At 75.3% G+C, this 23,872-nt stretch carries 24 protein-coding genes, 3 tRNA genes and 1 pseudogene; 12 read left to right on the top strand and 16 right to left on the bottom strand.

Features of this window, described 5'->3' with window-relative positions; translation table 11 throughout:
- Positions 1-216: 216 nt before the first annotated feature.
- Together ACI79K_RS14235 and ACI79K_RS14230 are read right to left on the bottom strand one after the other, a co-directional pair.
- Positions 217-1,062, bottom strand: coding sequence for a hypothetical protein (locus ACI79K_RS14235; RefSeq protein ID WP_456600012.1), 846 nt, complete (start codon positions 1,060-1,062; stop codon positions 217-219).
- 33 nt (positions 1,063-1,095) lie between these two features.
- Positions 1,096-1,971, bottom strand: coding sequence for a Rieske 2Fe-2S domain-containing protein (locus ACI79K_RS14230; protein ID WP_456589999.1), 876 nt, complete (start codon positions 1,969-1,971; stop codon positions 1,096-1,098).
- Positions 1,972-2,162: 191 nt separating this feature from the next.
- Between ACI79K_RS14230 and ACI79K_RS14225 the strand changes: the two genes are divergently transcribed.
- From ACI79K_RS14225 to ACI79K_RS14200, 6 genes are all read left to right on the top strand, one after another.
- A complete protein-coding gene (locus ACI79K_RS14225) occupies positions 2,163-2,678 on the top strand; it encodes a GtrA family protein (protein WP_456596194.1) in 516 nt (171 codons plus the stop codon).
- A 54-nt stretch (positions 2,679-2,732) separates the two neighbouring features.
- Positions 2,733-4,370, top strand: coding sequence for a metallophosphoesterase family protein (locus ACI79K_RS14220; protein WP_456600011.1), 1,638 nt, complete (start codon positions 2,733-2,735; stop codon positions 4,368-4,370).
- Positions 4,371-4,393: 23 nt separating this feature from the next.
- Complete coding sequence (locus tag ACI79K_RS14215; protein ID WP_456590002.1) at positions 4,394-4,726, top strand: hypothetical protein; 333 nt, start codon at positions 4,394-4,396, stop codon at positions 4,724-4,726.
- A 96-nt stretch (positions 4,727-4,822) separates the two neighbouring features.
- Positions 4,823-4,895: transfer RNA gene (locus ACI79K_RS14210), tRNA-Glu, on the top strand.
- 23 nt (positions 4,896-4,918) lie between these two features.
- Positions 4,919-4,992 (top strand) — tRNA-Asp (locus ACI79K_RS14205).
- Positions 4,993-5,015: 23 nt separating this feature from the next.
- Positions 5,016-5,089, top strand: a tRNA-Phe gene (locus ACI79K_RS14200).
- A 48-nt stretch (positions 5,090-5,137) separates the two neighbouring features.
- On the opposite strand, the gene ACI79K_RS14195 is transcribed toward ACI79K_RS14200, so the two are convergent.
- Together ACI79K_RS14195 and ACI79K_RS14190 are read right to left on the bottom strand one after the other, a co-directional pair.
- Complete coding sequence (locus ACI79K_RS14195; protein WP_456600010.1) at positions 5,138-6,175, bottom strand: glycosyltransferase; 1,038 nt, start codon at positions 6,173-6,175, stop codon at positions 5,138-5,140.
- 169 nt (positions 6,176-6,344) lie between these two features.
- Positions 6,345-7,034, bottom strand: a complete 690-nt coding sequence (locus ACI79K_RS14190) for a phosphodiesterase (RefSeq protein WP_456600009.1) — start codon at positions 7,032-7,034, stop codon at positions 6,345-6,347.
- A 218-nt stretch (positions 7,035-7,252) separates the two neighbouring features.
- Here ACI79K_RS14190 and ACI79K_RS14185 point away from each other — a divergent pair, with 218 nt between their 5' ends.
- Positions 7,253-7,468, top strand: coding sequence for a hypothetical protein (locus ACI79K_RS14185; protein WP_456590005.1), 216 nt, complete (start codon positions 7,253-7,255; stop codon positions 7,466-7,468).
- A 67-nt stretch (positions 7,469-7,535) separates the two neighbouring features.
- Here ACI79K_RS14185 and mftG read toward each other — a convergent pair whose 3' ends face one another.
- From mftG to ACI79K_RS14165, 4 genes and pseudogenes are all read right to left on the bottom strand, one after another.
- On the bottom strand, positions 7,536-9,065 hold the full coding sequence (gene mftG / locus ACI79K_RS14180) for a mycofactocin dehydrogenase MftG (RefSeq protein ID WP_456600008.1): 1,530 nt from the start codon (positions 9,063-9,065) through the stop codon (positions 7,536-7,538).
- A complete protein-coding gene (locus tag ACI79K_RS14175) occupies positions 9,058-9,639 on the bottom strand; it encodes a class I adenylate-forming enzyme family protein (RefSeq protein WP_456600007.1) in 582 nt (193 codons plus the stop codon). Before ACI79K_RS14175 ends, mftG begins: the two co-directional genes overlap by 8 nt.
- A gap of 91 nt (positions 9,640-9,730) precedes the next feature.
- Positions 9,731-10,375, bottom strand: a pseudogene (locus ACI79K_RS14170) (AMP-binding protein); the annotation flags it as partial.
- The gene (locus tag ACI79K_RS14165; protein WP_456600006.1) at positions 10,372-11,241 is read right to left on the bottom strand and encodes an MBL fold metallo-hydrolase; all 870 of its coding nucleotides are present in this window, start codon (positions 11,239-11,241) and stop codon (positions 10,372-10,374) included. The pseudogene ACI79K_RS14170 and the gene ACI79K_RS14165, both read right to left, overlap by 4 nt.
- 57 nt (positions 11,242-11,298) lie before the next feature.
- Between ACI79K_RS14165 and ACI79K_RS14160 the strand changes: the two genes are divergently transcribed.
- Positions 11,299-11,799: a hypothetical protein gene (locus ACI79K_RS14160; RefSeq protein WP_456600005.1), complete on the top strand. Its 501-nt coding sequence runs from the start codon at positions 11,299-11,301 to the stop codon at positions 11,797-11,799.
- Between the two features lie 26 nt (positions 11,800-11,825).
- On the opposite strand, the gene ACI79K_RS14155 is transcribed toward ACI79K_RS14160, so the two are convergent.
- The 4 genes from ACI79K_RS14155 to ACI79K_RS14140 form a co-directional block, all read right to left on the bottom strand.
- On the bottom strand, positions 11,826-13,238 hold the full coding sequence (locus tag ACI79K_RS14155) for a M23 family metallopeptidase (RefSeq protein WP_456600004.1): 1,413 nt from the start codon (positions 13,236-13,238) through the stop codon (positions 11,826-11,828).
- A gap of 183 nt (positions 13,239-13,421) precedes the next feature.
- Positions 13,422-14,231 (bottom strand): ATP-binding cassette domain-containing protein, encoded by an 810-nt coding sequence (locus ACI79K_RS14150; RefSeq protein WP_456600003.1) that lies wholly within the window; start codon positions 14,229-14,231, stop codon positions 13,422-13,424.
- A complete protein-coding gene (locus ACI79K_RS14145) occupies positions 14,228-15,178 on the bottom strand; it encodes an ABC transporter permease (protein WP_456596184.1) in 951 nt (316 codons plus the stop codon). The genes ACI79K_RS14150 and ACI79K_RS14145 overlap by 4 nt, the downstream gene beginning before the upstream one ends.
- 104 nt (positions 15,179-15,282) lie before the next feature.
- Positions 15,283-16,275 (bottom strand): sugar ABC transporter substrate-binding protein, encoded by a 993-nt coding sequence (locus ACI79K_RS14140; RefSeq protein WP_456590013.1) that lies wholly within the window; start codon positions 16,273-16,275, stop codon positions 15,283-15,285.
- Positions 16,276-16,424: 149 nt separating this feature from the next.
- Here ACI79K_RS14140 and ACI79K_RS14135 point away from each other — a divergent pair, with 149 nt between their 5' ends.
- Positions 16,425-17,516: a Glu/Leu/Phe/Val family dehydrogenase gene (locus ACI79K_RS14135; protein ID WP_456590014.1), complete on the top strand. Its 1,092-nt coding sequence runs from the start codon at positions 16,425-16,427 to the stop codon at positions 17,514-17,516.
- A 135-nt stretch (positions 17,517-17,651) separates the two neighbouring features.
- Complete coding sequence (locus ACI79K_RS14130) at positions 17,652-17,873, top strand: DUF3073 domain-containing protein (protein ID WP_456590015.1); 222 nt, start codon at positions 17,652-17,654, stop codon at positions 17,871-17,873.
- Positions 17,874-18,100: 227 nt separating this feature from the next.
- On the opposite strand, the gene purM is transcribed toward ACI79K_RS14130, so the two are convergent.
- Together purM and purF are read right to left on the bottom strand one after the other, a co-directional pair.
- Positions 18,101-19,174 (bottom strand): phosphoribosylformylglycinamidine cyclo-ligase, encoded by a 1,074-nt coding sequence (gene purM, locus ACI79K_RS14125; RefSeq protein WP_456590016.1) that lies wholly within the window; start codon positions 19,172-19,174, stop codon positions 18,101-18,103.
- Complete coding sequence (purF, locus tag ACI79K_RS14120) at positions 19,171-20,709, bottom strand: amidophosphoribosyltransferase (RefSeq protein ID WP_456590017.1); 1,539 nt, start codon at positions 20,707-20,709, stop codon at positions 19,171-19,173. The genes purM and purF overlap by 4 nt, the downstream gene beginning before the upstream one ends.
- 161 nt (positions 20,710-20,870) lie before the next feature.
- Here purF and ACI79K_RS14115 point away from each other — a divergent pair, with 161 nt between their 5' ends.
- Complete coding sequence (locus ACI79K_RS14115; protein ID WP_456600002.1) at positions 20,871-21,509, top strand: DUF5701 family protein; 639 nt, start codon at positions 20,871-20,873, stop codon at positions 21,507-21,509.
- A gap of 68 nt (positions 21,510-21,577) precedes the next feature.
- Positions 21,578-22,099 carry a hypothetical protein gene (locus tag ACI79K_RS14110; protein WP_456600001.1) on the top strand — a complete coding sequence of 174 codons (522 nt, stop codon included), beginning with the start codon at positions 21,578-21,580 and terminating at the stop codon, positions 22,097-22,099.
- A 36-nt stretch (positions 22,100-22,135) separates the two neighbouring features.
- Here ACI79K_RS14110 and ACI79K_RS14105 read toward each other — a convergent pair whose 3' ends face one another.
- Both ACI79K_RS14105 and ACI79K_RS14100 read right to left on the bottom strand, forming a co-directional pair.
- Positions 22,136-22,747: an MBL fold metallo-hydrolase gene (locus ACI79K_RS14105; RefSeq protein WP_456590020.1), complete on the bottom strand. Its 612-nt coding sequence runs from the start codon at positions 22,745-22,747 to the stop codon at positions 22,136-22,138.
- Positions 22,744-23,835: an S-(hydroxymethyl)mycothiol dehydrogenase gene (locus ACI79K_RS14100; protein ID WP_456590021.1), complete on the bottom strand. Its 1,092-nt coding sequence runs from the start codon at positions 23,833-23,835 to the stop codon at positions 22,744-22,746. Before ACI79K_RS14100 ends, ACI79K_RS14105 begins: the two co-directional genes overlap by 4 nt.
- Positions 23,836-23,872 lie beyond the last annotated feature (37 nt).

Below are 23,872 nucleotides of genomic sequence, written 5' to 3'. Positions count from 1 at the left end.
GTGGGTCACCGTGATTCGGTACGGTCCACCCGTTCAGGGGATCGCGGTCGACCCCGGCGGTTACGTACCGTCATCATCGTTCCGGTCGGGGAACGCGAATCCGCGCCCCTGTCCGCCGCATCCTCCGCCCCGCGCTCCGGCGCCGGGCGGGCACGACCCCGGCCCGGCTGACCCGTTCCCCCCGGGGCAGCCGGGCCGGCTTCTTCCCCCACCGCCTCAGCCGCGCCGGCACACCTGCCGGACCAGCTCGACCAGGGCGGCACGCAGCTCCTCGTCGACGGGGAGGTCGACCACCAGCTCCGGTCGTCCGCCGATCCGCACCCCGACGGGGAAGAGGTGCGGCTGCTTGGCCTCGGCCAGCACGTGCGCGTCGCACGTGGCCACGGTGAAGGTGAGCGACCCTTCCGCAGCGCCGGTCCCCGCGGGCAGCTCCAGCGGCACCTCCGCCGCGACGTCGAACTGGACGTTGCCGCCCACCCGCTCCACGAGGATCCGCGCGTCGGGCCCCCGCCGGGCCAGCGTCAGCCGGGCGGTGAGCCGGTCCGGCCCGGCCCGCGGCCCGCTCACCCCGAGCTCCACCGCGTCGGCCACCGCACGGGCCCCGCACTCCTCGCCGTGGACGCGGTCGAGCGCCTCCCCCTCCAGCGCCACCCGCACGTGTTCCACCGTGCCGTCGGGCCGCAGCAGCGTCAGCCGGGCGGTCGCGGGCCCGTCACCGGCCGGGCACACCGCCTCGCCGTGGGGCGTCGGCAGGTCGACGACGCGCCCGGGCACGAACTCGGTGGCCACCTCGGTCGGCGGCAGCGGCGCGAAGCCGGGCGCGTCCAGCGCCACCGCGGTCACCGTGTACGGCGCGCCGCCGGTGTGGGTGATCCGCACCTGGATCCGCCCGCCGACGGCCTCGTCGGTGCGCAGGCGGACCGCCTCGGCGGCGACGCCGGGCACCGCCGGCACCAGCGGAGCCGCGGCGGTCGACGGCGGGGGATCCGCCTGCCCTCCGGCCGGTTGCGTGCCGCAGGCCGCGGCCAGCAGCACCGCCAGACCCACGGCCGTGCGCCTCATGGCGCCGCAGCGTAGAGCGGCGCCACCCCCGCGTCAGCGGTGCCGGCTCGGCACCCGGGCCATGACCCGGCCGGCGTCCATGCGCACCTCGAGCTTCTCCTGCGGGTTGGCCGCCGGCCCGCGGCGCGGCTCCCCGCTGTCGAGGTCGAACGCGGAGCCGTGCCACGGGCACACCAGGCACTCGCTGCCGCGCACCGTCTCCACCGCGCCCTCGTCCAGCGGGCCGGACAGGTGGGAGCAGGCCCCGACGAAGACGTCGACCCGCGCGCCGCGGCGGACGACGGCCAGCGGCACCGACATGCTGCCGCCCTTCCCGGTGCGCAGCGTCGGCCGCCCCTCGGGCAGGTCGTCGAGCGGTCCGAGGTCGACCCAGTCGGTGGTCAGTGCCCGGACAGCGGTGGCCGCGTGCGAGGCGCCCGAGGACTGCGCGTAGGACATGTGCCCGCCGATCGCCGCCGAGCTCCCCGCGAGGCCCAGGCCCGCGTACGCCAGCGCCCGGCCCAGTGCGCCCCTGCCCTGGGACCGGGCCACCAGCGAGCCGGCGTAGAGGCCCAGCGCGGCGGTGTTCATCAGCGCGTGCAGGGCGCCGAGCCGACGGACGCCGGCGCCCTGCTCCGACCAGTCCGCCGCTCCCGACAGGGCCGCCGGCACCGCCGCGGCCACCCCCGTGCCGATCAGCACGGTGGCGGCCGGCCGCAGCGGGGGCACGGCGTCCAGCAGTCCGGCCGACACCCAGCTGCCCACTGGCACCTGCACCAGCACCGGGTGCAGCGGATGCCCCAGCCAGGTCCCGTGCAGGACGTCCTTGACCGCGCTCGGCATGCCGAGGACGGCGCGCCGTGCGGGCTCGATGGCCTTGTCGAACGCCGACACGTCCGCGATGCGGTCCAGGAAGCCCATGAGACTCATGGCCGCCCCCTACCCGCGCGGACCCGGCCCGACGCACGGCGCCCCGACGACTGCACCGAGGTGCTCACAGGTGACCGTGAGCAAGGACACGGGTGAGTGCCAGTGACGCCAGGCATGTTCAGAGGTGACAGGGGTTCTGCCGAAGAGAATCCTTGACCTGTTCACCTGCGACCGACCGGAGGCCCTCCCCCGTGACCTGCCCGTCCCTGCTCCGCCGCGGCCACGCCGCCGACGCCGTCGGCGACCTGCCGCACGCAACGGTGCAGGGCCCGCCCGGGGACGCCACCTCGGCGCAGTTCCTGCGCGGGGACGCCACCTCGGCGCAGTTCCTGCGCTTCGTGCTGGTCGGCGCGGTCACCACCGTCGTCTACGCGGCGCTGTTCGTGGCGGGGCACGGCTGGGGCTACCTGCCGGCCCACCTCGTGGCGACGGCGGTCTCCACGGTGCTGGCCAACGAACTGCACCGCCGGCGCACGTTCCACGCCGACCAGCGGGTGCACTGGTTCACCGCCCAGTGGGAGGCCGGCGGCGTCACCGTCCTGGGCCTGCTCGCGACCAGCACCGCCCTGGGGCTGCTGGACGCCCTCACCGACGGCACCCACCCCCTGCTGCAGATCGCCACGGTCGCCGGCGTGACGGCCTTCATCGGCCTCATGCGGTTCCTCGCGCTGCGCTGGATCTTCCGCCCCGCACCCACCCGGATCTGAGCGCCTCGCCGCGCCGATCGGAACGACGACCCGGACGTCGCTAGCGTGGTCCACGTGAGCGAGCCCACCGCGTCGACGTCCCCCTGGCCCGGCCGGGCCCGGGTGGCCGGCCGATGGGCCGGCCGCGTGGCCATCGCGCTCGTCGGTGCCGTCATCGCGGTCCTGCTGTTCGCGCGGGTCTCCGCGCCCATCGGGCCGTTCGACGCCACGCTCGCCTTCCGCCCCGCCTCCGGCGGTGCGGAGGTCGCCGTCCCGCCGCTGGGCTCCCTGGCGGTCGACGCCTACGACGGGCCGCTCCGGCTGGACATCTCGCTGCAACGGGTCGACCAGGCCCGCGCGGAGGCGCTGGCGACCGACCCGGTGCGGCTGGCCGGCGTCGTCGACCGGGTGACCGAGGACCTGCAGTCCGCCGTCGTCCGGCTGGTCTGGGTGACCGTGCTGGTGGCGCTCGCCGGAGCCGCGCTCACCTCCTGGGTCGTGCTGCGCCGCCGCCGCGAGCCGCTCATCGCCGTCGGTATCACCGCGGCGCTGCTGGCCGGCACGGGCGCGCTGGGCGCCGCGACGTGGCGCCCCGAGGCGCTGTCGCAGCCGACGTACACCGGACTGCTGGTGAACGCCAACAGCCTGATCGGCAACGCCCAGGACATCGTCGCCCGGTTCGATGCCTACCGGGCGTCCCTCGAGGACCTGGTGGCCAACGTGGGCACGCTCTACGCGACGTTGTCCGCGCTGCCCTCGCCGAGCGGCACCGGCGACTCCGTGGCCCTCCTGCACGTGTCCGACCTCCACCTCAACCCGGCCGGCTTCGACCTGGTGCGGCAGGTGGCGCAGCGCTTCGAGATCGACGGCATCCTCGACACCGGCGACATCACCGACTGGGGCAGCGAGCCCGAGAACCGGCTGATCACCGCGGTGGGCGACCTCGGCGTGCCCTACGTCTACATCCGCGGCAACCACGACTCGGCCACCACGGCGAGCATCCTCGCCGCCCAGCCCAACGTCACCGTCCTGGACGACTCGGACGTGAGCGTCGCCGGCATCCGGATCGTCGGCGCCCCTGATCCCCGGTTCACCCCGGACAAGAGCACCGGCGACGACGACGCGGGCGCCGACGTCCTCGAGCGGTCCGGCGAGGAGCTGGCGGACTACACCCGGACGCTGGCCGAGGACCCGGCCATCGCGATGGTGCACGACCCGAAGCAGGCGCCGCCGCTGGACGGCCTCGTGCCGCTGGTGCTGGCCGGGCACACGCACAACCGGGTGGTCGAGGAGCTCTCCGACGGAACCCTGCTGATGGTGCAGGGCTCGACCGGCGGCGCCGGCCTGCGAGCGCTCGAGGGCGAGTACCCGGAACCGCTCACCTGCACCGTGCTCTACCTCGACCCGGCCACCGGCGCGCTGCAGGCCTACGACGACATCACCCTCGGTGGGCTGGGCTCCACGGAGGTGACGGTGGAGCGCACCATCGTCGCGGAGAGCCCGCCGGCCGACGAGGCCCAGCTGCCCGCCGGCGGGGTGGCGCCCCCTGCCGTCGGCGGGGTGGAGCCCCCTGCCGTCGGCGGGGTGGAGCCCCCGGTGGTCGGCGAGGTGGAACCCCCCGACGCGGGTGTGGAGCCGGGGCCGGGCGGCGGCGTGGTCGTGCCCCCCGGGCCGGGCGGCGCCCCGCTCGCGCCGACCTCCCCGCCGGGATGACCGCCGGGTCCTACGCTCGCGACATGACGTCGACGACCCGCATCACCCGGTTGGCCGCTGGGGTGCTGGCCGGCGGCCTCTCCCTCGCGGCGCTCAGCGGCTGCACCCTCTCGTCCCAGAACGTCTCGTGCTCCGGGGGAACCTGCACGGTGACCCTCTCCGGCGACGGCGCGGAAGCCGAGATCCTCGGCACCACGCTGGCGTTCGACAGCGTGCAGGACGGTCGCGCCACGCTGACCGTCGGCGGGACCACCGTGTCCTGCGCCGAGGGCGAGAGCGTCTCCGCCGGCCCTCTGGAGCTCGCCTGCTCCAGCGTCACCGACGACTCGGTGGAGCTGCGGGCCACCCTCGGCTGAGACGGGTCGTCCGGCGCGCCGCCCCCTCTCGGGGGACCCCGCCTCGGGCGGGGCCCGGGAGCCATGTATTGTTCTCGCTGCCCCCGGCGAACACGAGCCCCCATCGTCTAGCGGTCCAGGACGCCGCCCTTTCAAGGCGGTAGCACGGGTTCGAACCCCGTTGGGGGCACGCAGCACCAGCACCACCAGCAAGGCCCTGTAGCGCAGTTGGTTAGCGCGCCGCCCTGTCACGGCGGAGGTCGCGGGTTCGAGTCCCGTCAGGGTCGCTCTCCGGTGAGGTCACCGGAAGGGGCAGGTAGCTCAGTCGGTACGAGCGCTCGCCTGAAAAGCGAGAGGTCGGCGGTTCGACCCCGCCCCTGCCCACACTCTCCTCATCGCACGGGCCCGGCAGTCGCCGGGCCCGTCGTCGTCTCACGCCCAGCTGCGGTCGGCCACCACCTGGGCGTAGACCTCGCCGTGCACCTCGCGCACGGCGGCGCGCTGGTCCTCCCGCCAGCTCCGGTCGGCGGGCCGCGGCATGGGCCGGGTGAGCGCCGCGCCGATCGCGGCGGTCAGCGACACCGGGTCCAGGCCTGTGCGCTCGTCGTTGGTGTAGGGCACGACGTCCGACCACTGGTCGGCGAACCACCCGCAGCTCGGCGCCACCACCCGGGTGCCGACGTCCCGGCAGATCTCGACGTCGGCCGAGTGGGTGCCGCACCGCTCGGGCAGCACCGCGGCGTGCAGCTGCTGCAGCTGGGCGGTCCATCCACCGTCGCCGACCAGGACGAGCTCCACCTCTCCCTCGTCGGCGAGGGCGACGATCTCGGGATCCAGGGCCGGCGCCTCCGCCTCGTCGACGAGGACCCGCAGCCGGCCACCGCCCGACAGCGCGCCCGAGAGAGCCGCGCGGACGATCCCCACGGGGTCGGGGATCGTGCTGGACGCCGGCCCCACCCGCACGCCGACCAGCCCCCGCTCGGCGCCCAGCTCGGGGTCGGGGACGGCGATGGACGGGTGGGCCACGACGATCGCCGTGCGCCCGTACCGCTCGGCGATCTCGTCGGCCGCCCCGGGGGTGAGGGTGAGCACGACCTCCGCCGTCGCGAGCACCGCCGCGAGGTGGTCGTCGGTCTCCGCGGGCGCGGGGCGCTGCGGGTCGCGCAGCTGGTGGACCGTGACGACGAGCGGGATACCGAGCCGCTGCAGCTCCTCGGCCCACGCCTCCAGCTCGGTCGCGCCCAGGTACCCGTGGACGGCGTGCAGGTGGACGACGTCGACCTCGTCCGCGTGGACCGCCAGGTGGGCGAGGTCCAGCCACGGGCTGGGGACGACGTGGTCGCCGACCCGGATCGACCCGTCGGGGAGCACGGCGTCCACGTAGGGGTCGGTGTGCGGGATGGACACCACCCGGATGCCTGCCCCCGGCGTCGGGGGCAGCCCCGGGAGCGGGGATTCTGCGTGCGTCACGCGCGGGTGCATCTCCTCGTGCGGTCGAGCTTCACGACAGCACGACGGTGCCGCTCGACGTCCTCAGCGCCCGGCGACGTCCATGCGCCCGGTCCGGTTCTGCATACCCCACGCGGCCCCCGGGCAATCGGTGATCAACTCCATCGGGTGAGTTGGCATCTCCGGCGCGTCACGAACCGGTGCGGCCGATCCAGCGCGCCGTGGCGTACGCCGGCTCGCGGAAGCGGGCGAGCGGGCCGTCGGCGGCCAGCCCCGGCGGCGGGTTCCGCACCGCGTCGAAGCGCAGGTCGGTGTCCAGCGAGCCGTGCCGACCGGTGGCCCGCAGCGTGGCGAAGGGGCGCCACTCCTCCAGGCCGCGGGCGGCCGCCAGGGTGAAGACGACGTCGCCCGACACGGCGGCCGCGGCCGTCGGCGCGGGGTCGGTGGGCAGGGAGGATGCCTGCGGGAGGGCGGCCAGCCGCACCGGCCCGACGGCCGAGCGGTAGGCCATGATCGAGCCGTAGGTCGCCGCCGCGTCCGCCCGCGGCACCGGCACCAGCCGCGTCAGGCGGCCGCGCCCGATGGTCGAGAGCAGCAGGTCGACCGGGGAGCCGTCCGCACCGGTCAACCGGATCGTCAGCCCCAGGACGTCGGGCAGCGGGGCCGGGAGCCCGGCGCCGCGCGACATCCGGATGACGACGTCGTCGGTACCGGCGCCGTCGAGCCACGGGACCCCGAACGGCGGTCGCGCGCCCTGCCGGTCCAGCACACCGGCCAGCACCGCCCCGCGCGGGTGCATGGGGCGGCCACGCCGCCAGCGCGCCACCGCGCCGAGCGGCACCGCCACCACCTGCCCCGCAGCTGCCACCAGATCAGGCACACGTCCTCCGTTCGACCGACGGCGCCTGCCCTACCCGCCGTCGACCGTCGGGCAACCGGCCGCGGCAGAGCGACCAGTGCGGCGGCCCCCCTCGGCGAAGGGTGCTGGGGCAGCTGGGGCGCGACGGGAGAACGCGGGTGAACTGTGCGCACGTCGCAGCCGATCTTCGGGGAGTTCTGCCCGGTGACAGCACAGCACCAACCGCCTACGTTGTGTACATGCTCTCCACGCTCCTGACCCTCGGCGGTGTACTGGTCGGCCTGCTCGTGCTCCTGGCCGCGATCGTGAGCCTGAGCGCCCGTCCGGCCACCACCAGCCGCGGGCCGCAGAGCGGGCCCCGCACCCCGGCCTGGACGTCCGACGTCGGACGGCCGCACCCCGACGCCTGGTCGGCCCCGACCACCACCACCAGCGAGATGTCCGCCATCCGCTGACCCGGAGCCCGGGTCCCGGCGGCCGCGCCTCTCGCGCCGCCGGGACCCGCGCCGCCGGCCGCGTGGCTCAGCTCCCGGCCATCAGCTCTGCGGCGCGTTCCCCGACCAGCACGGCGGTGGCAGCCGGTCCGCGGCTGGGCACCTGCGGGAGCACCGACGTGTCGGCCACCCGGAGCCCCTCGACCCCGCGGACCCGCAGCCGCTGGTCGACCACGGCTCCGGGATCGCTCTCCGGCCCCATGCGCGCGGTCCCGGACAGGTGGACGGCGGTGGTCAGGCGGGCACGGATCCAGGCGTCCAGCGCGACGTCGTCGGCCAGCACCGCGCCGGTCGGCTCGTCGGTCGGCACACCCACCGCGGCCAGCGCGCGGGTCCGCAGCAGCTCCGCCGCCATCCGCACCCCGTCCCGCATCCGCCGGCGGTCCGGCTCCTGCGCCAGGTGCCCGTACTCCACGACCGGGAGGGCGGCCGGGTCCCGCGGGTCGAGGACCAGCCGCCCGCGGCCGACCGTCCGCTGGAGCCCCACCCCGAGCTCGACCACCTCGCCCTCGGGTGCGGCGTGGCCCGTCATCACCTGCGCGAACGGGGCCAGCCAGGGCAGCAGCTCCAGGTCGCCCGGCACCTCGGCGCCGGGCGAGGTCCCGTGCAGGACGCCGTGCAGCGGGGACCGGCCGGGCGGGGCCGTGGTGCCCGGCACGGGACGGAAGGGCAGGTAGACCAGCGGGTGGTCCGAGCACTGCTGCCCCACCCCCGGGGCGTCGACCAGCAGCTCGATCCCGGCGGCCCGTAGCACCGACGGTGGACCGATCCCCGAGAGCAGCAGCAGGTGCGCCGAGCCCACCGCCCCCGCGGCCAGCACCACCTCCTCGGCGCGCACCTCGCCGCCGGTCGTGCGCACACCCACCGCGCGGCCGTGCTCGACCAGCACCCGCAGCACCTGGACGCCGCCGCGCACGGTGAGGCCGGGGTGCCCGCGGCGCGGGGCCAGGTAGGCCGCCGCGGTGCTGATCCGGACGCCGTCGACGACGTTGCGCGGCAACGGGCCGTAGCCGGGCGCGCCACCGGCGTTCTTGTCCGGCTCGGCCGGGACCCCCAGCTCCTCGGCCGCGGCGGCGAACGCCTCGGCGAGGGGCGGGGCGCTCCGCGGGCGCGTCACCGGCACCGGCCCGTCGGCCCCGTGGCCGGGGCGGTCGCCGAAGTCGCGGTCGTTCTCCAGCCGCACCAGCGCGGGCAGCAGCCGGTCCCACGACCACAGGTCGTTCCCCGCCGCGGCCCAGCCGGCGGCGTCCGCGGGCGTGGGGCGCACGAAGTAGCCGGCGTTCACCGCGCTGGAGCCGCCGGACACCCGGCCGCGGGGCACCCGCACGGTCCGCCCCCCGGGCAGCAGCCCGGGCAGGTCCCAGTTCGCCGGGTGCCCGCTCACCGCGGCGCGCAGGGTGCCGGCGTCGCGGAGCTCGGGCGGGACGCGCGCGGGGTCGGGGTGGTGCGCCCCCGCCTCGAGCAGCAGCACCCGCCGGCCGGCGTCGGCCAGTCGGGCGGCCAGCGGGCACCCGGCCGTGCCCGCGCCGACGACGACGACGTCCCAGTGCTCAGCCACCGGCCAGGCCGAGCACCCCGGGCAGGTCCAGCCGGCGCACCTTGCCGGTCGAGGTGCGGGGCAGGTCGGCCAGCGCGTGCAGCGACTTGGGGCGCTTGGCCGGCGCCAGCCGCTCCCGGGCCCAGGCGGCCAGCGCGCCGGCGTCCGCGTCGCCGACGTAGGCGGCCACCACCCGCTGCCCCCACTCGGGGTCGGGGATGCCGAACACCGCGCTCTCCACGACACCGGGATGGGCGTCGAGGACCGCCTCCACCTCCGCCGGGTAGACGTTCACCCCACCGGAGATGACCAGGTCCTCCCGCCGGCCGTCCAGCCAGACGGTGCCGTCGTCGTCGACCCGGCCCAGGTCGCCGACGGTGACCCGCTCCCCCCGCCACGCCGCGGCCGTCTTCTCGGGCGCCCGCCAGTACTCGAAACGGGCCCAGCGGGGCACCGCGCACCAGAGCTGGCCGCGCTCGTCGGTCTCCAGCCGCCGCCCCGGACGGGCCCGCCCCACGCTGCCGGGGTGGGCCAGCCAGTCCTCGGGCGAGCAGACGGTGAACTGCGCCTCGGTGGACCCGTAGAACTCCCACACGCTGCCCTCCGGCAGCGCCGCGAGGACCGCGCGCTTGAGCGGCTCGGGGCACGGCGCCGGCGTGCACCAGCCGGCGGAACGAGGACCAGTCGACGTCGTCCCGGGCGAGCAGCCGCTGCAGGTGGGTGGGGACGCAGAACGCCGTCGTCGGCCGGTGGGTGGAGATCACCCGGGCGGCGCGGGCGGCGTCGAAGGGGCCGGGCAGCAGCACCTCACCGCCGGCCAGCAGCGTGTGGACGGCGAACCGCAGCGGCGCGCTGTGGTGCAGCGGCGAGAGGACGACGTGCCGGTCCCCCGGCCCGAAGCCCCACAGCTCGATCTCCTCACCGGCCAGGGCGCGGGCGTCGTCGGCGCCCAGGACGCCGGACCACACGCCCTTGCGCCGGCCGGTGGTGCCGGAGGTGTAGTGCATGGGCCGCGCCAGGGGCACCGGGGCCAGCGCGGCCTCCGCGTCGCCGAGCAGACGCGCCGGGTCGGTCCCGGCGTCCAGCGCGGGGTCGGCGTCGGCGGCCAGCGCCGCGCGCTCCTCGGCCGGCAGCGCCGGGTCGAGCACCACGGGGACGACGCCGGTGCGCAGTGCGCCGAGGACGACGGCGAGCAGCGCCGGCGAGGCGACCGCGGACACGAGCACGCGGTCGCCCTCCCGCACCCCGGCGGCAGCGAGCCCGGCTGCGGCGCGCCGCTGGTCGCGCTCGCCGGCGTCGGCGGTGACCACGGCGACCCCCGCCTCGGTCATGCCGGCCGCACCCCGTCCCCGCCGACGAGCTCGACCCGGCCGTCGGCGGCGAGCTTGGCCAGGGTGGCCCGGGTCGACTGCGCCGCGGCCGGCCACACCTCGCGGGGCACGTCGGCGTAGACCGCCGCCACGAGCTCGTCGACGCTGCGGGCGCCACCGGCCAGCGCGTCGAGCAGTTGCTGCTCGCGGTGCGCCCGGTGCGCCAGGTAGTACTCGAGGACCGCACCGGGATCGGTGGTCAGCTCCGGGCCGTGGCCGCAGTAGAGGGCGCTGGGCCCCAGGTCGTGCACCCGCCGCAACGACTCCAGGTACGCCACCACGTCGCCCTCGGGGTGGGTGACGACCGAGGTGCCCCGCCCCAGGACGTGGTCGCCCACCAGGACCGCCCCGGACTCCAGGCGGAACGCCAGGTGGTCGGCGGTGTGGCCGGGCGTGCCGACGACGTCGATCACCGTCCCGGCCAGGGACAGCCGTTCCCCCGGTTCGAGCACCCGCCCGGCGGGACCCGCGACGTCACCCGACGCCGCCGCGACGGGAGCGCCGAGACGGGCCCCCCACGGCAGCGCCGCCTCGGCGTGGTCCCCGTGGTGGTGGGTGACCAGGACGGCGACGCAGCGCGCCTGCCGTGCGGCGAGCGCGGCCTCGACGGCGGCCAGGTGCGCGGCGTCGTCCGGACCCGGGTCGACCAGCACCGCCTGGCCGCTGCCCGGGGCGCCCACCACGTAGGTGTTCGTGCCGTCGAGGGTCATCGGCGAGGGGTTGGGCGCCAGCACCCTGGTGACCAGCGGCTCCAGCTCGGCGGTGCGCGGCAGTGCGCCGGGTGCGGGGAGCCCCCACGAGGTGCGGGGGTCGGTCGGGAGGGCCACCCCCGGCACGCTAGTGCGCCGCCGCCGGGGCGCGCACCCGGCGGCTACCCTCCGCCCATGCGCCGCCCCCTCCTCCGCGCCGGGGTGCTCCCGGCCGTGACCGCCCTGGCCCTGCTCACCGGTTGCGGGAGCTCCGACGACGACGGGGGGAGCACCGCAGCCGGGGAGACCACCGCGACCGGAGCTCCCGAGGCCACCGACGGTGGTTTCTGCGCGGAGGCCGTCAGCATCCAGGAGCGGCTCACCGGCAGCGCGACCGCCGCCGGCGACCCCGGTGACCTGCCGGAGATCCTCCGCGCGGCGGCGCGGGAGATGCGCGCGATCGACGCGCCGGACGAGATCGCCCCGGACTGGAGCGCGCTGGCCGACGACGCCGAGCAGCTCGCGGCCACCCTCCAGGGCGTCGACCTCAGCGACCCGGAGGCGCTGGCCACCCTCGAGCAGGAGCTGGCTCCGCTGGAGCAGGAGCTGGACACGGCCTCGACCAACGTGCAGGCCTACCTCGCCGAGGAGTGCGGGCTGGGCCTGCCCACCGAGGAGAGCGCCCCCACCAGCTGACCGTTCCCGGCCCGACCGGGCCGTGGTCAGCCGCCGCAGCCACCGAGGTAGACGCCCCGGGCGTTGAGCCACGGCACCGGGTCCACGTGTCCGCCGTACATCCGGCCGCTGGGGTGGACCTCGAAGTGCAGGTGCGGCCCGGTGGACTGCCCACGGTTGCCGACCTCGGCGATCCGCTCGCCGGCCGACACCCGCTCGCCGGCGGAGACGAAGTACCGGTTCACGTGCCCGTACACGGTGACCGCGCCGTCGTCGCCCTCGATGTAGACCGCGTACCCGAAGCCGGTCGCCGTGCCGGCGCGCCGGACGACGCCGCTGGCCACCGCGTACACCGGGGTCCCGATCGGGGCGGCGATGTCCACACCGCCGTGCAGGGCCCCCCAGCGCCAGCCGTAGCAGCTGGACACCCGCCCCGAGGTGGGCTTGACGTAGCCGGACCCGCTGACCGTGCCGCCGCCACCGCCGCCGCCGCCGCCAGTGCTACCGCCGCCCGCGCTGCCGCCGCCACCGGCGTTGGCACGGTTGCGGGCTGCCTCCGCCTCGGCCTCGCGGGCGGCACGCTCGGCCTCGCGGGCGGCGCGCTCGGCCGCCTCGCGGGCGGCGGCCTCCTCGGCCGCCTTCTGAGCCACCCACTGGTCGTGGGCGTTGCGCGCGCCCTGCAGCTCGAGAAGGCGGATCTGGGCGGCCTTCAACTGCTGGTCGTACTCCGCCTTCTGCGCCTCGATCCCCGCGTAGGCCGCCTGCTGGGTGGCGAGCTGCGCGTCGGCCGCCGCCTTGGCGGCCTCGGCGGTGTCCTCCGCGGCAGCGCGCTCGTCGCGCGTGGCCCGGGCGGTCGAGTTGGCGTTCGCCTGCCGCACACGAGCCACCTCGAACTCGGCCAGGACGTCGAGCTGGTTGGCCGCGACGTAGTCGAGCATCGCTGCGCGCTGGATGAGCTCGCCCGGCCCCTCGGAGTCCAGGAGCGCGGCCGAGCTGGTGAGGCTCCCACCGTTCATGTAGCTGTCGCGGGAGAACGCCGCGATCCGCAGCCCCGCCGCGGCGACGGCCTCGTCGGCGGCCCGGAGCTCGGCAGCGGCCCGCTCGGCGGCCTCCTGGGCGAGCTGCAGCTCCTCGACGGCCGCCTCGTAAGCGGTCCCGGCGGCCTCGGCCAGGACACCGACGCGCTCCAGCTCGGCCTCGGCGGTGGCGACGAGGGCCCGGATGCGGCCCACCTCCGCGGCGGCCGCGTCCTGCTCGCTCCGGGCCGCACCGAGCTCGCCGTCGGTCGGGTTGGGCGGCGGCGGAGGCACCGCGACGGCGGGCGTGCCGGTGAGCACGAGCGTCGCGCCGGCCACCGCCCCGATCAGGGCGGTGCGGAACGGGCGGGGAGAGCGGCCCGCAACGGGCCGGCGGCTGCCGGCCCGTGGAGTCGCCGGTCCGGTCGGACGGCGCTGGGACATGTGCTCGCTCCCTGGGGAAGAGGGTGGGCGGTGTGGCCCGCGAACAGTCGCACTGTCACCGGTAGTCACAAAGGCAACACGCGGAACTCTCGCCGCGCCGCAACAAGAACGCTCGGTGACCGCATCGTCGCGATCGGTATGTCGACATGGCCGACGGCGTCCGTCCCCGCCCCGCGGCCGGGCTCAGCCGGATGGGCGCTCCAGCTCGTGGGACAGCGCCTCCAGCTCCGCCCCGCCGGCCATCAGCCGGGTCAGCTCCTCGCGGCTGATCTCCGCCTTCGCGAACTCCCCCATGCTGCGCCCCCGGTTGAGCACCAGGAACCGGTCACCCACCGGGTGGGCGTGGTGCGGGTTGTGCGTGATCAGCACGACGCCGACCCCGCGGTCCCGCGCCTGCGCCACGTAGCGCAGCACGACCCCCGCCTGCTTGACCCCCAGCGCCGAGGTCGGCTCGTCGAGGATCAGCACCCGCGCACCGAAGTGCACGGCCCGCGCGATGGCCACCGACTGGCGCTCCCCACCGGAGAGCGTGCCCACCGGCTGGTCGGGATCGCGGATGTCGATCCCCATCGCCGCCAGCTCCCGGCGGGTCGTCTCCTTGGCGCGCGCGACGTCGAAACGACGGAACGGCCCCCACCCACGGGTGGGCTCGGCACCGAGGAAGAAGTTCCGCCAGATCGACATCAGCGGGATCATCGCCAGGTCCTGGTAGACGGTCGCGATGCCGGCGTCCAGCGCCTCGCGGGGCGAGCCGAAGGCGACGGGTCGCCCGTCGAGCAGGACCGCGCCGCGGTCTGCACCGTGCACGCCCGACAGGACCTTGATCAGCGTCGACTTCCCGGCGCCGTTGTCCCCCAGGACGCAGGTGACCTCCCCGGCTCGCACGGTCGCGCGGATCCCGTCGAGCGCGATGACCGAGCCGTAGTCCTTGCCCACGTCGCGCAGCTCGAGCAACGGCGGGGTCGTCGGCGAGGTCGTCGGTGCCGTGCTCATCGCCGGGCCGCCTCGGCGTAGCGCCGCACCAGCCGGTTGGCGAGGACCGCGAGCAGCAGCATCGCCCCCAGGAAGAAGTAGAACCAGTCGGCGTCCCAGCGCAGGTAGGGGATCCCCAGCAGGGTCATGCCGAAGATCAGCGCCCCGAGGGCGGCGCCGACGGCCGAGCCGAAGCCGCCGGTGAGCAGGCACCCGCCGATCACCGCGGCCACGATGTAGATCAGCTCCTGGCCGATGCCGGTGTTGGCCTGCACCGAGGTCAGCCGCACCGCCAGGGTGGTGCCGACGAACCACGCCGCGGCCGCCGTCGTCATGAACAGGGTGATCGTGGTGCGGCGGGCGGGCACGCCGACGTTGCGGGCGGCCACGTCGTCGCCGCCGGTGGCGAAGACCCAGTTGCCGAAGCGCGTGCGCAGCAGCACCCACGTCGCCAGCGCGGTGAACAGCAGCCACCAGAACACCGCCACCCGCACATCGGCGCCCAGCACCTGGACGCGCGAGGCGAAGACCCACTCGGCGGCGGCGTAACCGGGTGCGTCGTCGATGCCGCCGACGGTCACCGTGCTGGTGAACAACTTCGTCAGCCCCAGGTTGAGCCCCTGGAGCATCAGGAAGGTGCCGAGCGTGATGATGAAGCTCGGCAGCCCGGTGCGGGTGACCAGCCAGCCGTTGAAGAAGCCGATCGCCAGCGCCAGCACGAGCGCCACGCCGATGGCCACCCAGATGTTCTGGCCGAGCTCCGTGGCCACGATCCCCACGGTCAGCGCCGTCGTCCCCGTCATCACCCCGGCGGAGAGGTCGAAGTGCCCGCCGATCATGAGCAGCGCGACCGCGACCGCCATGATCCCCAGCGTCGACGCCGGGTCGAGCCAGTTGGCGATGCCGCGGGGCGACCGGAACACCTCGGACTGGACCGCGAAGAAGGTGAACACCGCGACCGCGCCCACCAGCGCGCCCAGCTCCGGCTTGGCCAGCAGCCGGCGGAGCGGCCCCGGTGCGGCCAGCCGCTCGTCGGCCCGCTCCTCGGCCGGAGCGGAGGCCTCCCGGGTGCTCAGCGGGTGCCCTCCGAAGCCAGGTCGGCGATCTCGTCGACGTTGTCGGCGTCCACGAAGCCGGGGCCGGTGAGCACGGCCTGCCCGCCGCCGACGGTGTTCAGGTTCTCCGCGTACAGCTTGAGCATCACGATCGGCAGGTAGCCCTGCTCGTACTGCTGCTGGTCGACGGCGAAGGCGATGTCGCCGTCCTGGATGCCGCTGATGACGTCCTCGTTGAGGTCGAACGTGGCCACCAGCGCCTCCGACCCGGCGTCCCCGGCGGCCTCCACGGCGACGGGGGCGAGCGCGGAGTTCAACGTGAGGACCGCGTCGATCCCCGGGTCGGCCTGCAGCTGGGAGGCGATCGTCGACTGGGCGCCGGTGAGGTCGTTGATGTCCACCTGCACGACGGTGAAGTCCCCGGGCGCCGAGCCGGCGTCCGCGAAGCCCTGGGAGGCGCCCGAGCAGCGCTGGTCCAGCCCGATGTTGCCGGCCTCGTGGATGACGCAGAGCACGCTCGTGGCGCCTTCCTCGGCCAGTCGCCGGCCCGCCCCCTGGCCCGCGACCACCTCGTCCTGGCCGACGTGGCCGATGGCGCCGAACTCGGCCGACCGGTCGCCGCCGGAGTTGATGGTGACGACGGGGATCCCGGCGTCCACCGCCGCCTCGACCGAGTCCCGCAGGGCGTCCGGGTTCGCCAGCGAGACGACGATCCCGTCCACGTCCTGGTTCACCGCGGCGTCGATCAGCTGCGCCTGGCGCTGCGGGTCGCCGTCGCTCTGGTAGTCGACGTCGATGCCGAGGTCCTCCCCGGCCGCCGCGGCGCCGTTCTGCACGACGTCCCAGAAGGCGTCACCGGCCGAGCCGTGCGTGACGACCGAGAAGGTGAGGTCCCCGCCGTCCGCACCACCCGCGGCGCTCTCCCCGCCCCCGCCGCCCTCGGTGGTGCACGCGGAGAGGAGCAGGGGTGCAGCCACGGCGAGTGCCAGCAGTCGCTTCGGTGCGGCCATCGGGAATCCTCCTGTGCTCGCGGGGTGCGGGCCCGCGCGTCATGTCCGCCAAGGATCATGCCCCGCCCACCTGCCGCCGGTGCCGCCGGAGGCACCGGCAGGTCACTTCCACCGACCGGGCGACGCCCGGTCGGCCTAGGCTCGGCGTCGTGGACGTGCTGGCATCCGGTCATGAGCAGGTCGTCTTCTGCAGCGATCCCGGTTCGGGGCTGCGCGCGATCATCGCGATCCACTCCACGACCCTCGGGCCGGCGCTGGGGGGCACCCGCTTCTACCCCTACGCCAGCGAGGACGCGGCGGTGGCCGACGTGCTGCGGCTGTCGGCCGCCATGTCGTACAAGAACAGCCTGGCCGGCCTGGACCTCGGCGGCGGCAAGGCCGTGATCATCGGCGATCCGCGCACCGACAGGAGCGAGGCGCTGCTGCGGGCCTACGGCCGGTTCGTGGAGTCCCTGGGCGGGCGCTACCTCACCGCCTGCGACGTCGGCACGTACAACGCCGACCTGGACGTCGTGGCACGCGAGACCCGGTACGCGCACGGCCGCTCGGAGGCCTACGGCGGGTGCGGCGACTCCTCCGTGCTCACCGCCTACGGCGTCTTCCAGGGCATGCGGGCCGCCGCCCAGCACTGCTGGGGCACCCCCGCGCTGGGCGGGCGGACCGTGGCCGTCGCCGGCGTCGGCAAGGTCGGGTCCTGGCTGGTCGACCACCTCGTGCAGGACGGCGCCGACGTCGTGGTCACCGACGTGGACCCCGGCGCCGTCGAGCGGGTGCGGGCCCGGCACCCGCAGGTGCGCGCCGTCGCCGACACCGCCGCCCTCGTGCGCACGCCGCACGACGTCTACGCGCCCTGCGCACTCGGCGGGGCCCTGGACGACGAGACGGTGGAGGCGCTGCCGGGCCGGATCGTGTGCGGCGGGGCGAACAACCAGCTGGGCAGCCCCGGGGCGGCCGACCGGCTCCGCGCACGCGGCGTCCTCTACGCGCCCGACTTCCTGGTCAACGCCGGCGGGGTGATCCAGGTGGAGGACGAGCGGCACGGCTTCTCGTTCGACCGCGCCCGGGCCAAGGCCTCGGGGATCTTCGACGTCGCGCTGCGGGTGTTCGCGCTCGCCGACGCCGAGGGCATCTCCCCCGCAGCCGCCGCCGACCGGCTCGCCGAGGAGCGGATGCGCTCGGTCGGCCGGCTGGCCACGATCCGGCTCCCGCGCCGACCGGTGGAGGGCGCGCACACCTCCTGAGGGGGAGGGCGTGTGCCCGTCGCCGATCCGTGTCGTAATGTTGTCCGAGACATAGTCACTCAGTCGGGGTCGCCATGCGGGCCGCATCAGCCGCTTGGCTGGGCCTCCGCACTCCGTAATGAGGGGGTCGAGCCGATGGGGCGCGGCCGAGCGAAGGCCAAGCAGACACGCGTGGCCCGTGAGCTCAAGTACAGCTCACCCAACACCGACCTCACCGCGCTGCAGCGCGAGCTGGCCGGTTCGTCGTCGACCTACACCGCGCCCAGCGCGGCGAAGGACGACGACGACGAGGACGACGAGTACGCCGACCGCTGGGCGGACGACGACTCGGACGACGACTGGGCGGCCAGCCGCTGACCGGCGGTCCGGGCACCTGATCCGTCGACACCACGACACCGCCGCCCCTCGGGGCAGCGGTGTCGTGGTGTCGGGTCCGCGTCGGCTCGGCGGCGAGCTCACCGGCCACCGTGCTCACCACCCCAGCGCGGTGGTCGTCATCCCAGGGCTGTGGCCCTCGGAGGACGAGCGCAGGGCTGGGGTGACGTCGCAGCGGTGTCGTAGCGGCGGGTGTCGCTCTGGTCGGCTCAGCGGTAGGTGCCGACGAGCTCCGCCGCCGGCGCCTGCCCCGCCGGCTCGAGCACGGTTCCGGCGACCCACGCGGGAACGCCCCGGGCGGTGAGCAGCGCGACCGTGGCGTCCGCCTGCTCCGGCGCGACGGCGGCGACCATGCCGACGCCGCAGTTGAAGGCGCGCTCGGACTCCGCCCGCGGCACCCCGTGCTCCTCCATGAGCCGCACCGCGGCCGGGAGCGTCCAGGTGCCGCGGTCCAGGACCGCCTGCAGCCCGTCGGGGACCACGCGCGCGGTGTTGCCGGCCAGCCCGCCGCCGGTGATGTGCGCGAAGGCGTGCACCGCCTCCACGCCGAGCTCCTCGACCAGCGCCAGGCAGTCGCGGGCGTAGATGCGGGTGGGCTCGAGCAGCTCGTCGCCCAGCGGCCGGTCGAGGCCCGCAGGGGTGGCGGCCAGGTCGAGCCCCGCCGCCGAGACCACGCGCCGCACCAGCGAATAGCCGTTGGAGTGGAAGCCGGACGACGCCATCGCGACGACCGCGTCGCCGCTGCGCACCCGCTCCGGACCGAGGACGGCGTCGGCCTCCACGACCCCGACGGCGGTGGCGGCCAGGTCGTAGTCGTCGGCGCCCATGAGGTCGCCGTGCTCGGCGGTCTCGCCGCCGACCAGCGCGGCGCCGGCCTGGGTGCACCCTGCCGCGATGCCGGTGACGATCGCGGCGATCCGCTCCGGCACGACCTTCCCGCAGGCCACGTAGTCCTGCAGGAACAGCGGCTCGGCGCCGCAGGCGACCAGGTCGTCGACGACCATCGCCACCAGGTCGATGCCCACCGTGTCGTGCCGGTCCAGCTGCCGGGCCAGGGCGATCTTCGTCCCGACGCCGTCGGTCGAGGACGCCAGCAGGGGCCTGCGGTACTTCTGCACGTCGAGGGCGAACAGGCCGGCGAAGCCGCCGAGCCCGCCGACCACCTCGGGCCGGTTGGTCCGCTCGACAGCGGCCTTCATGAGGGTGACGGCGCGCTCGCCGGCGTCGATGTCGACGCCTGAGGCGGCGTAGGTGAACTGCCCGGCGTCGCTCCCGCGGCTCACGGCCGCCTCAGCGCGTCCTCGGCGCCACCGGGGACCGCGGCGCTACCGGCCTGCTGACCGGTCCAGCCGCTCACCGCGCGCTGGCCGATGCCCTCGAGCACGTGCTTGCCCAGCACCTCGGGGGCACCCAGCGGGATCGGGTACTCGCCGGTGAAGCAGGCGGTGCACAGCCGGTTGACCGGCTGCTCGGTGGCCGCGATCAGCCCCTGCTCGGAGACGTACCCGAGGGAGTCGGCGTTGACCGACGCCCGCACCCCGTCGATGTCCAGGCCGTTGGCGATCAGCTCGGCCCGGCTGGCGAAGTCGATGCCGTAGAAGCACGGCCACTTGACCGGCGGCGACGCGATGCGGACGTGCACCTCGACCGCACCGGCCTCGCGCAGCATCCGGACCAGCGCGCGCTGCGTGTTCCCGCGCACGATCGAGTCGTCGACGACCACGAGCCGCTTGCCGCGGATGACGTCGCGCAGCGGGTTCAGCTTGAGCCGGATGCCCAGCTGCCGGATGGTCTGGCTGGGCTGGATGAACGTGCGGCCCACGTAGGAGTTCTTGACCAGGCCCAGCCCGTAGGGGATGCCCGAGGCCTCGGCGTAGCCGACCGCCGCCGGGGTGCCCGACTCGGGCACCGGGATCACGAGGTCGGCGTCGGCGGGGTGCTCCTTCGCCAGCCGGCGGCCGATCTCCACGCGCGCCGCGTGCACGCTGCGCCCGGAGATCGTGGTGTCGGGCCGCGCCAGGTAGACGTACTCGAAGACGCAGCCCTTGGGCTCCGCCGGGGCGAAGTGCTGGCTGCGCAGGCCGTTCTCGTCGATGGCGATCAGCTCGCCGGGCTCGACCTCGCGCACCACGGAGGCGCCGACGATGTCCAGCGCGGCGGTCTCGCTGGCCACCACCCAGCCGCGCTCGAGCCGGCCGAGCACCAGCGGGCGCACGCCCTGCGGGTCACGCGCGGCGTAGAGCGTGTCCTCGTCCATGAAGGTGATGGAGAAGGCGCCCCGCAGCTGCGGCAGCACCTCCATCGCCGCCGCCTCGACCGAGACGTCCTGGTAGGAGGCGATGAGCGCGGTGACCAGGTCGGAGTCGTTGGTCGCCACGAAGGCCCCCGGGACACCGGCGTCGGCGGCCTTGCTGGCGAGCTCGGCGGTGTTGACCAGGTTCCCGTTGTGGCAGAGCGCCAGGCCGGTGCCGGCCTCGGTGGTGCGGAACGTCGGCTGCGCGTTCTCCCACGTGGAGGCCCCGGTCGTCGAGTACCGGGTGTGACCGACGGCCAGGTGGCCGCGGAGGCTGCCGAGGGTCGGCTCGTCGAAGACCTGGCTGACCAGCCCGAGGTCCTTGTAGACGACGACCGAGGCGCCGTCGGACACCGCGATCCCCGCCGCCTCCTGACCGCGGTGCTGGAGCGCGTACAGACCGAAATAGGTCAGCTTCGCGACCTCCTCCCCCGGCGCCCACACACCGAAGACGCCGCAGGCGTCCTGAGGTCCGGGGAACTGGGGATCGAGGTCGTGCGTCAGCCGTCCATCACCGCGAGGCACGGGGTCGAGCGTACCGGCGCGCGCCACCGAACCGAGAGCCGAGCGGGTGGGCCGCGTCACCCCGGTGGGTCGTCGCCGCTGGTCGCGGGACCGGCGGGCGGGAACCAGGTGTCCGGGCAGCGCGTTGTCGGCCAGTTCCCACCGGCCCCGGAGGTCCGCCTGTGCCCACGCTGCTCGCCCCTCTCCCCCCGGCTGCGGCCCAGGCCGAGCGGTTGATCGCCCTCGGCCTACCCGGGATCGCCGACGTGACGGCGGCCGACCTGCGCGCCGCGGCCGACGGACTCGCCCCCGGCGCCCTGCTGGTGGTGCACCCCGACCGGGCACCCGTGTCGGGGCTCGCCCCGCTCGTGACGCTGGCCGGCAAGGCCGGTTTCGTCGTCGCGGACATGACCGACCTCGACGCCTTCGCACCCGTCGAGTCGGTCGAGCTGCCCGCCACCCCGGTCTACGCCGTGAGCGGACTCGAGCGCGGCGACCAGTGGCGGAACTGGAGCCCGGACGAGGCACTGCCCGCCATCCTGGGTGCCGGCCGGACGCCGCTCACGCTCGGCGAGGGCATCCACTGGCTGCTCCAGTGCCCGGAGGTCCTGGCCCGGAACGCCTGCTTCATGACGATCGGCTCGCGGCTGCGCAGGCCCGACGGACGCCTGGACGCCCGGACGCCGGCGCTGTGGATCAGCAACGGCACCGGGCGCGACGGCCGCGACCGGCGGGGGGCACCCAAGGTCGGCTGGTGCTGGGCCGGCAACCGGCACACCTGGCTCGGCTTCGCCTCCGCGCAGCGGCGCGTCGCCGCCTGACGGGAACCCCGGCGGGGTCGCGCACGTTTCCCCACCGGCCGCGTCCTCACCGCCGGAGGAGGCAGACGATGGCGAACGACCGACCCGACCCGGGCGACTTCCTGGCGATGGCGCAGCGGATGCTGCGCGATCTCCTCGGCGATGCGCGGGGCACCGACGATCCGTGGTCGGAGGCGACGCGCCGGATGCGTGAGTCATCCGCCCGCGATCCCGGGAGTGCACAGCGGCATCGCGAGCCCAGCCCCAGGGAGCAGCGCGAGAACCTGACGTTCGCCCTCGCCACGCGCGCGGTGGAGGCCCTCGAGGACCTCGCACTCGACGTGGCGGCGATCCGCCAGAACCTCGAGCGGACGAGCCCGCAGCCCCGCACGAGCCCGTCCGATGCCACGAGCGGGTCCGAGCCCGAGGCCGGGTCCGAGCCCACGAGCGGGTCCGAGGCGAAGAGCCGGCCCGAGCCCACGAGCCGGTCCGAGCCCAAGGCCGGGTCCGAGGCGAAGAGCCGGTCCCAGCCCAAGAGGTCCTCCGAGCCCAAGAGCCGGTCCGGCAGCAAGCGCCGGCGTCCGGCGGAGGACGACACCGCCGGCGGGTGAGCGGGCGGCGTCGTCCCCCAGAACCAGGGGCGGGGGTCAGCCGAGGGTGCGGAGCTCCGCGGCGATCGTGGTGTCGTCGCCGTGCCCGGTCCGCACCACCGTGTCGCCGTGGAGGGTGAACAGCTCCGAGCGGATCGAGTGCTCGATCGTCGGGCGGTCGCTGAACGAGCGCCCGGTGGCTCCCGGACCGCCGCAGAACAGCGTGTCACCGGTGAAGACCGTGCTCAGGTCCGGCGCGTGCAGGCAGGTGCTCCCCGGCGAGTGACCCGGGGTGTGCAACGCGGTGAGCGTCGCACCGGCCACCGTGAACCGCGTGCCGGCCAGGAGCTCCCGGTCGGGTGCGGCGTCCGGGTGCACGACGTCCCACAGCATCCGGTCCATCGGGTGGAACCAGATCGGGGCGCCGGTCGCCTCGCGGAGCGCCGGCGCGGCGGTGATGTGGTCGTTGTGCCCGTGCGTGAGCACGATCGCGGTGACGTTCCGGCCGCCGACGGCCGCCACGATGGGGGCCGCGTCGTGCGGGGCGTCGATCACCAGCACCTCGTCGTCGTCGCCGACGAGCCACACGTTGTTCTCGACGTCGAAGTCCTGGCCGTCCAGGGAGAAGACGCCGGGGATCACGACCTTCTCGATGCGCGCGGTGCTCACTTGTCGAACACCACGACCGAGCGCAGCACGTCACCGGCGTGCATCTTGTGGAATGCCTCCTCGACGTCGTCCACGCCGATGGTCTCGGTGACGAAGTCGTCGAGCGGGAACCGGCCCTGCAGGTAGAGGTCGACCAGCATCGGGAAGTCGCGGCTGGGCAGGCAGTCGCCGTACCAGGAGCTCTTCACCGCCCCACCCCGGCCGAAGACCTCGATCGCCGGCAGGGTGATCTCCATGCCCGGCGTGGGGACGCCGACCATGACCACGCGGCCGGCGAGGTCGCGGGCGTAGAAGGCCTGCTCGAACACCTTCGGGTGGCCCACGGCGTCGATGGCGACGTCGACGCCGAAGCCACCGGTGGCGGCCTTGATCGCCTCGACGGCGTCGGTCTCCTTCGAGTTCACGGTGTGGGTGGCGCCGAACTTCCGGGCCCACTCCAGCTTCCGGTCGTCGATGTCGACGGCGATGATCGTCGTCGCGCCGGCGAGCTTCGCGCCGGCGATCGCGGCGTCGCCGACGCCGCCGCAGCCGAAGACGGCGACCGTCTCGCCACGCTGCACGCCACCGGTGTTGATCGCCGCGCCGACGCCGGCCATCACCCCGCAGCCGAGCAGCCCGGCGGCCGTCGGGGGCGCAGCCGGGTCGACCTTCGTGCACTGCCCGGAGTGGACGAGCGTCTTCTCGGCGAAGGCGCCGATGCCCAGGGCCGGGGAGAGCTCCGTGCCGTCGGCCAGCGTCATCTTCTGCGCGGCGTTGTGGGTGTTGAAGCAGTACTGCAGCGCACCCTTGCGGCACGCGCGGCACTCCCCGCACACGGCCCGCCAGTTCAGGACGACGTAGTCCCCGACGGCCACGTTCGTGACGCCCTCGCCCACTGCCGCGACCACGCCGGCCGCCTCGTGGCCCAGCAGGAACGGGAAGTCGTCGTTGATGCCGCCCTCGCGGTAGTGCAGGTCGGTGTGGCAGACCCCGCAGGCCTGCACGTCCACGACCGCCTCACCGGGGCCCGGATCGGGAACGACGATGGTTTCCACCGTGACGGGCTGTCCCTTGCCGCGGGCGACCACGCCCCGCACCTCGTACGCCATGCCTGCACCCTAGGCGGAGGCACAGCGGGCGGCTGAA

It is taken from the genome of Blastococcus sp. SYSU DS0616 (assembly GCF_054051015.1).
This window is presented reverse-complemented; position numbering and strand designations above follow the sequence as displayed.

Bases quoted from the DNA above. Each gene is read 5' to 3' on its own strand.
- ACI79K_RS14215 (WP_456590002.1), top strand. From the start codon at position 4,394: ATGACGTCGACGACCCGCATCACCCGGTTGGCCGCTGGGGTGCTGGCC.
- ACI79K_RS14185 (WP_456590005.1), top strand. From the start codon at position 7,253: ATGCTCTCCACGCTCCTGACCCTCGGCGGTGTACTGGTCGGCCTGCTC.
- ACI79K_RS14100 (WP_456590021.1), bottom strand. From the start codon at position 23,835: ATGGCGTACGAGGTGCGGGGCGTGGTCGCCCGCGGCAAGGGACAGCCC.
- ACI79K_RS14235 (WP_456600012.1), bottom strand. From the start codon at position 1,062: ATGAGGCGCACGGCCGTGGGTCTGGCGGTGCTGCTGGCCGCGGCCTGC.
- ACI79K_RS14160 (WP_456600005.1), top strand. From the start codon at position 11,299: ATGCGCCGCCCCCTCCTCCGCGCCGGGGTGCTCCCGGCCGTGACCGCC.
- ACI79K_RS14110 (WP_456600001.1), top strand. From the start codon at position 21,578: ATGGCGAACGACCGACCCGACCCGGGCGACTTCCTGGCGATGGCGCAG.
- ACI79K_RS14230 (WP_456589999.1), bottom strand. From the start codon at position 1,971: ATGAGTCTCATGGGCTTCCTGGACCGCATCGCGGACGTGTCGGCGTTC.
- ACI79K_RS14150 (WP_456600003.1), bottom strand. From the start codon at position 14,231: ATGAGCACGGCACCGACGACCTCGCCGACGACCCCGCCGTTGCTCGAG.
- ACI79K_RS14130 (WP_456590015.1), top strand. From the start codon at position 17,652: ATGGGGCGCGGCCGAGCGAAGGCCAAGCAGACACGCGTGGCCCGTGAG.
- ACI79K_RS14140 (WP_456590013.1), bottom strand. From the start codon at position 16,275: ATGGCCGCACCGAAGCGACTGCTGGCACTCGCCGTGGCTGCACCCCTG.
- ACI79K_RS14155 (WP_456600004.1), bottom strand. From the start codon at position 13,238: ATGTCCCAGCGCCGTCCGACCGGACCGGCGACTCCACGGGCCGGCAGC.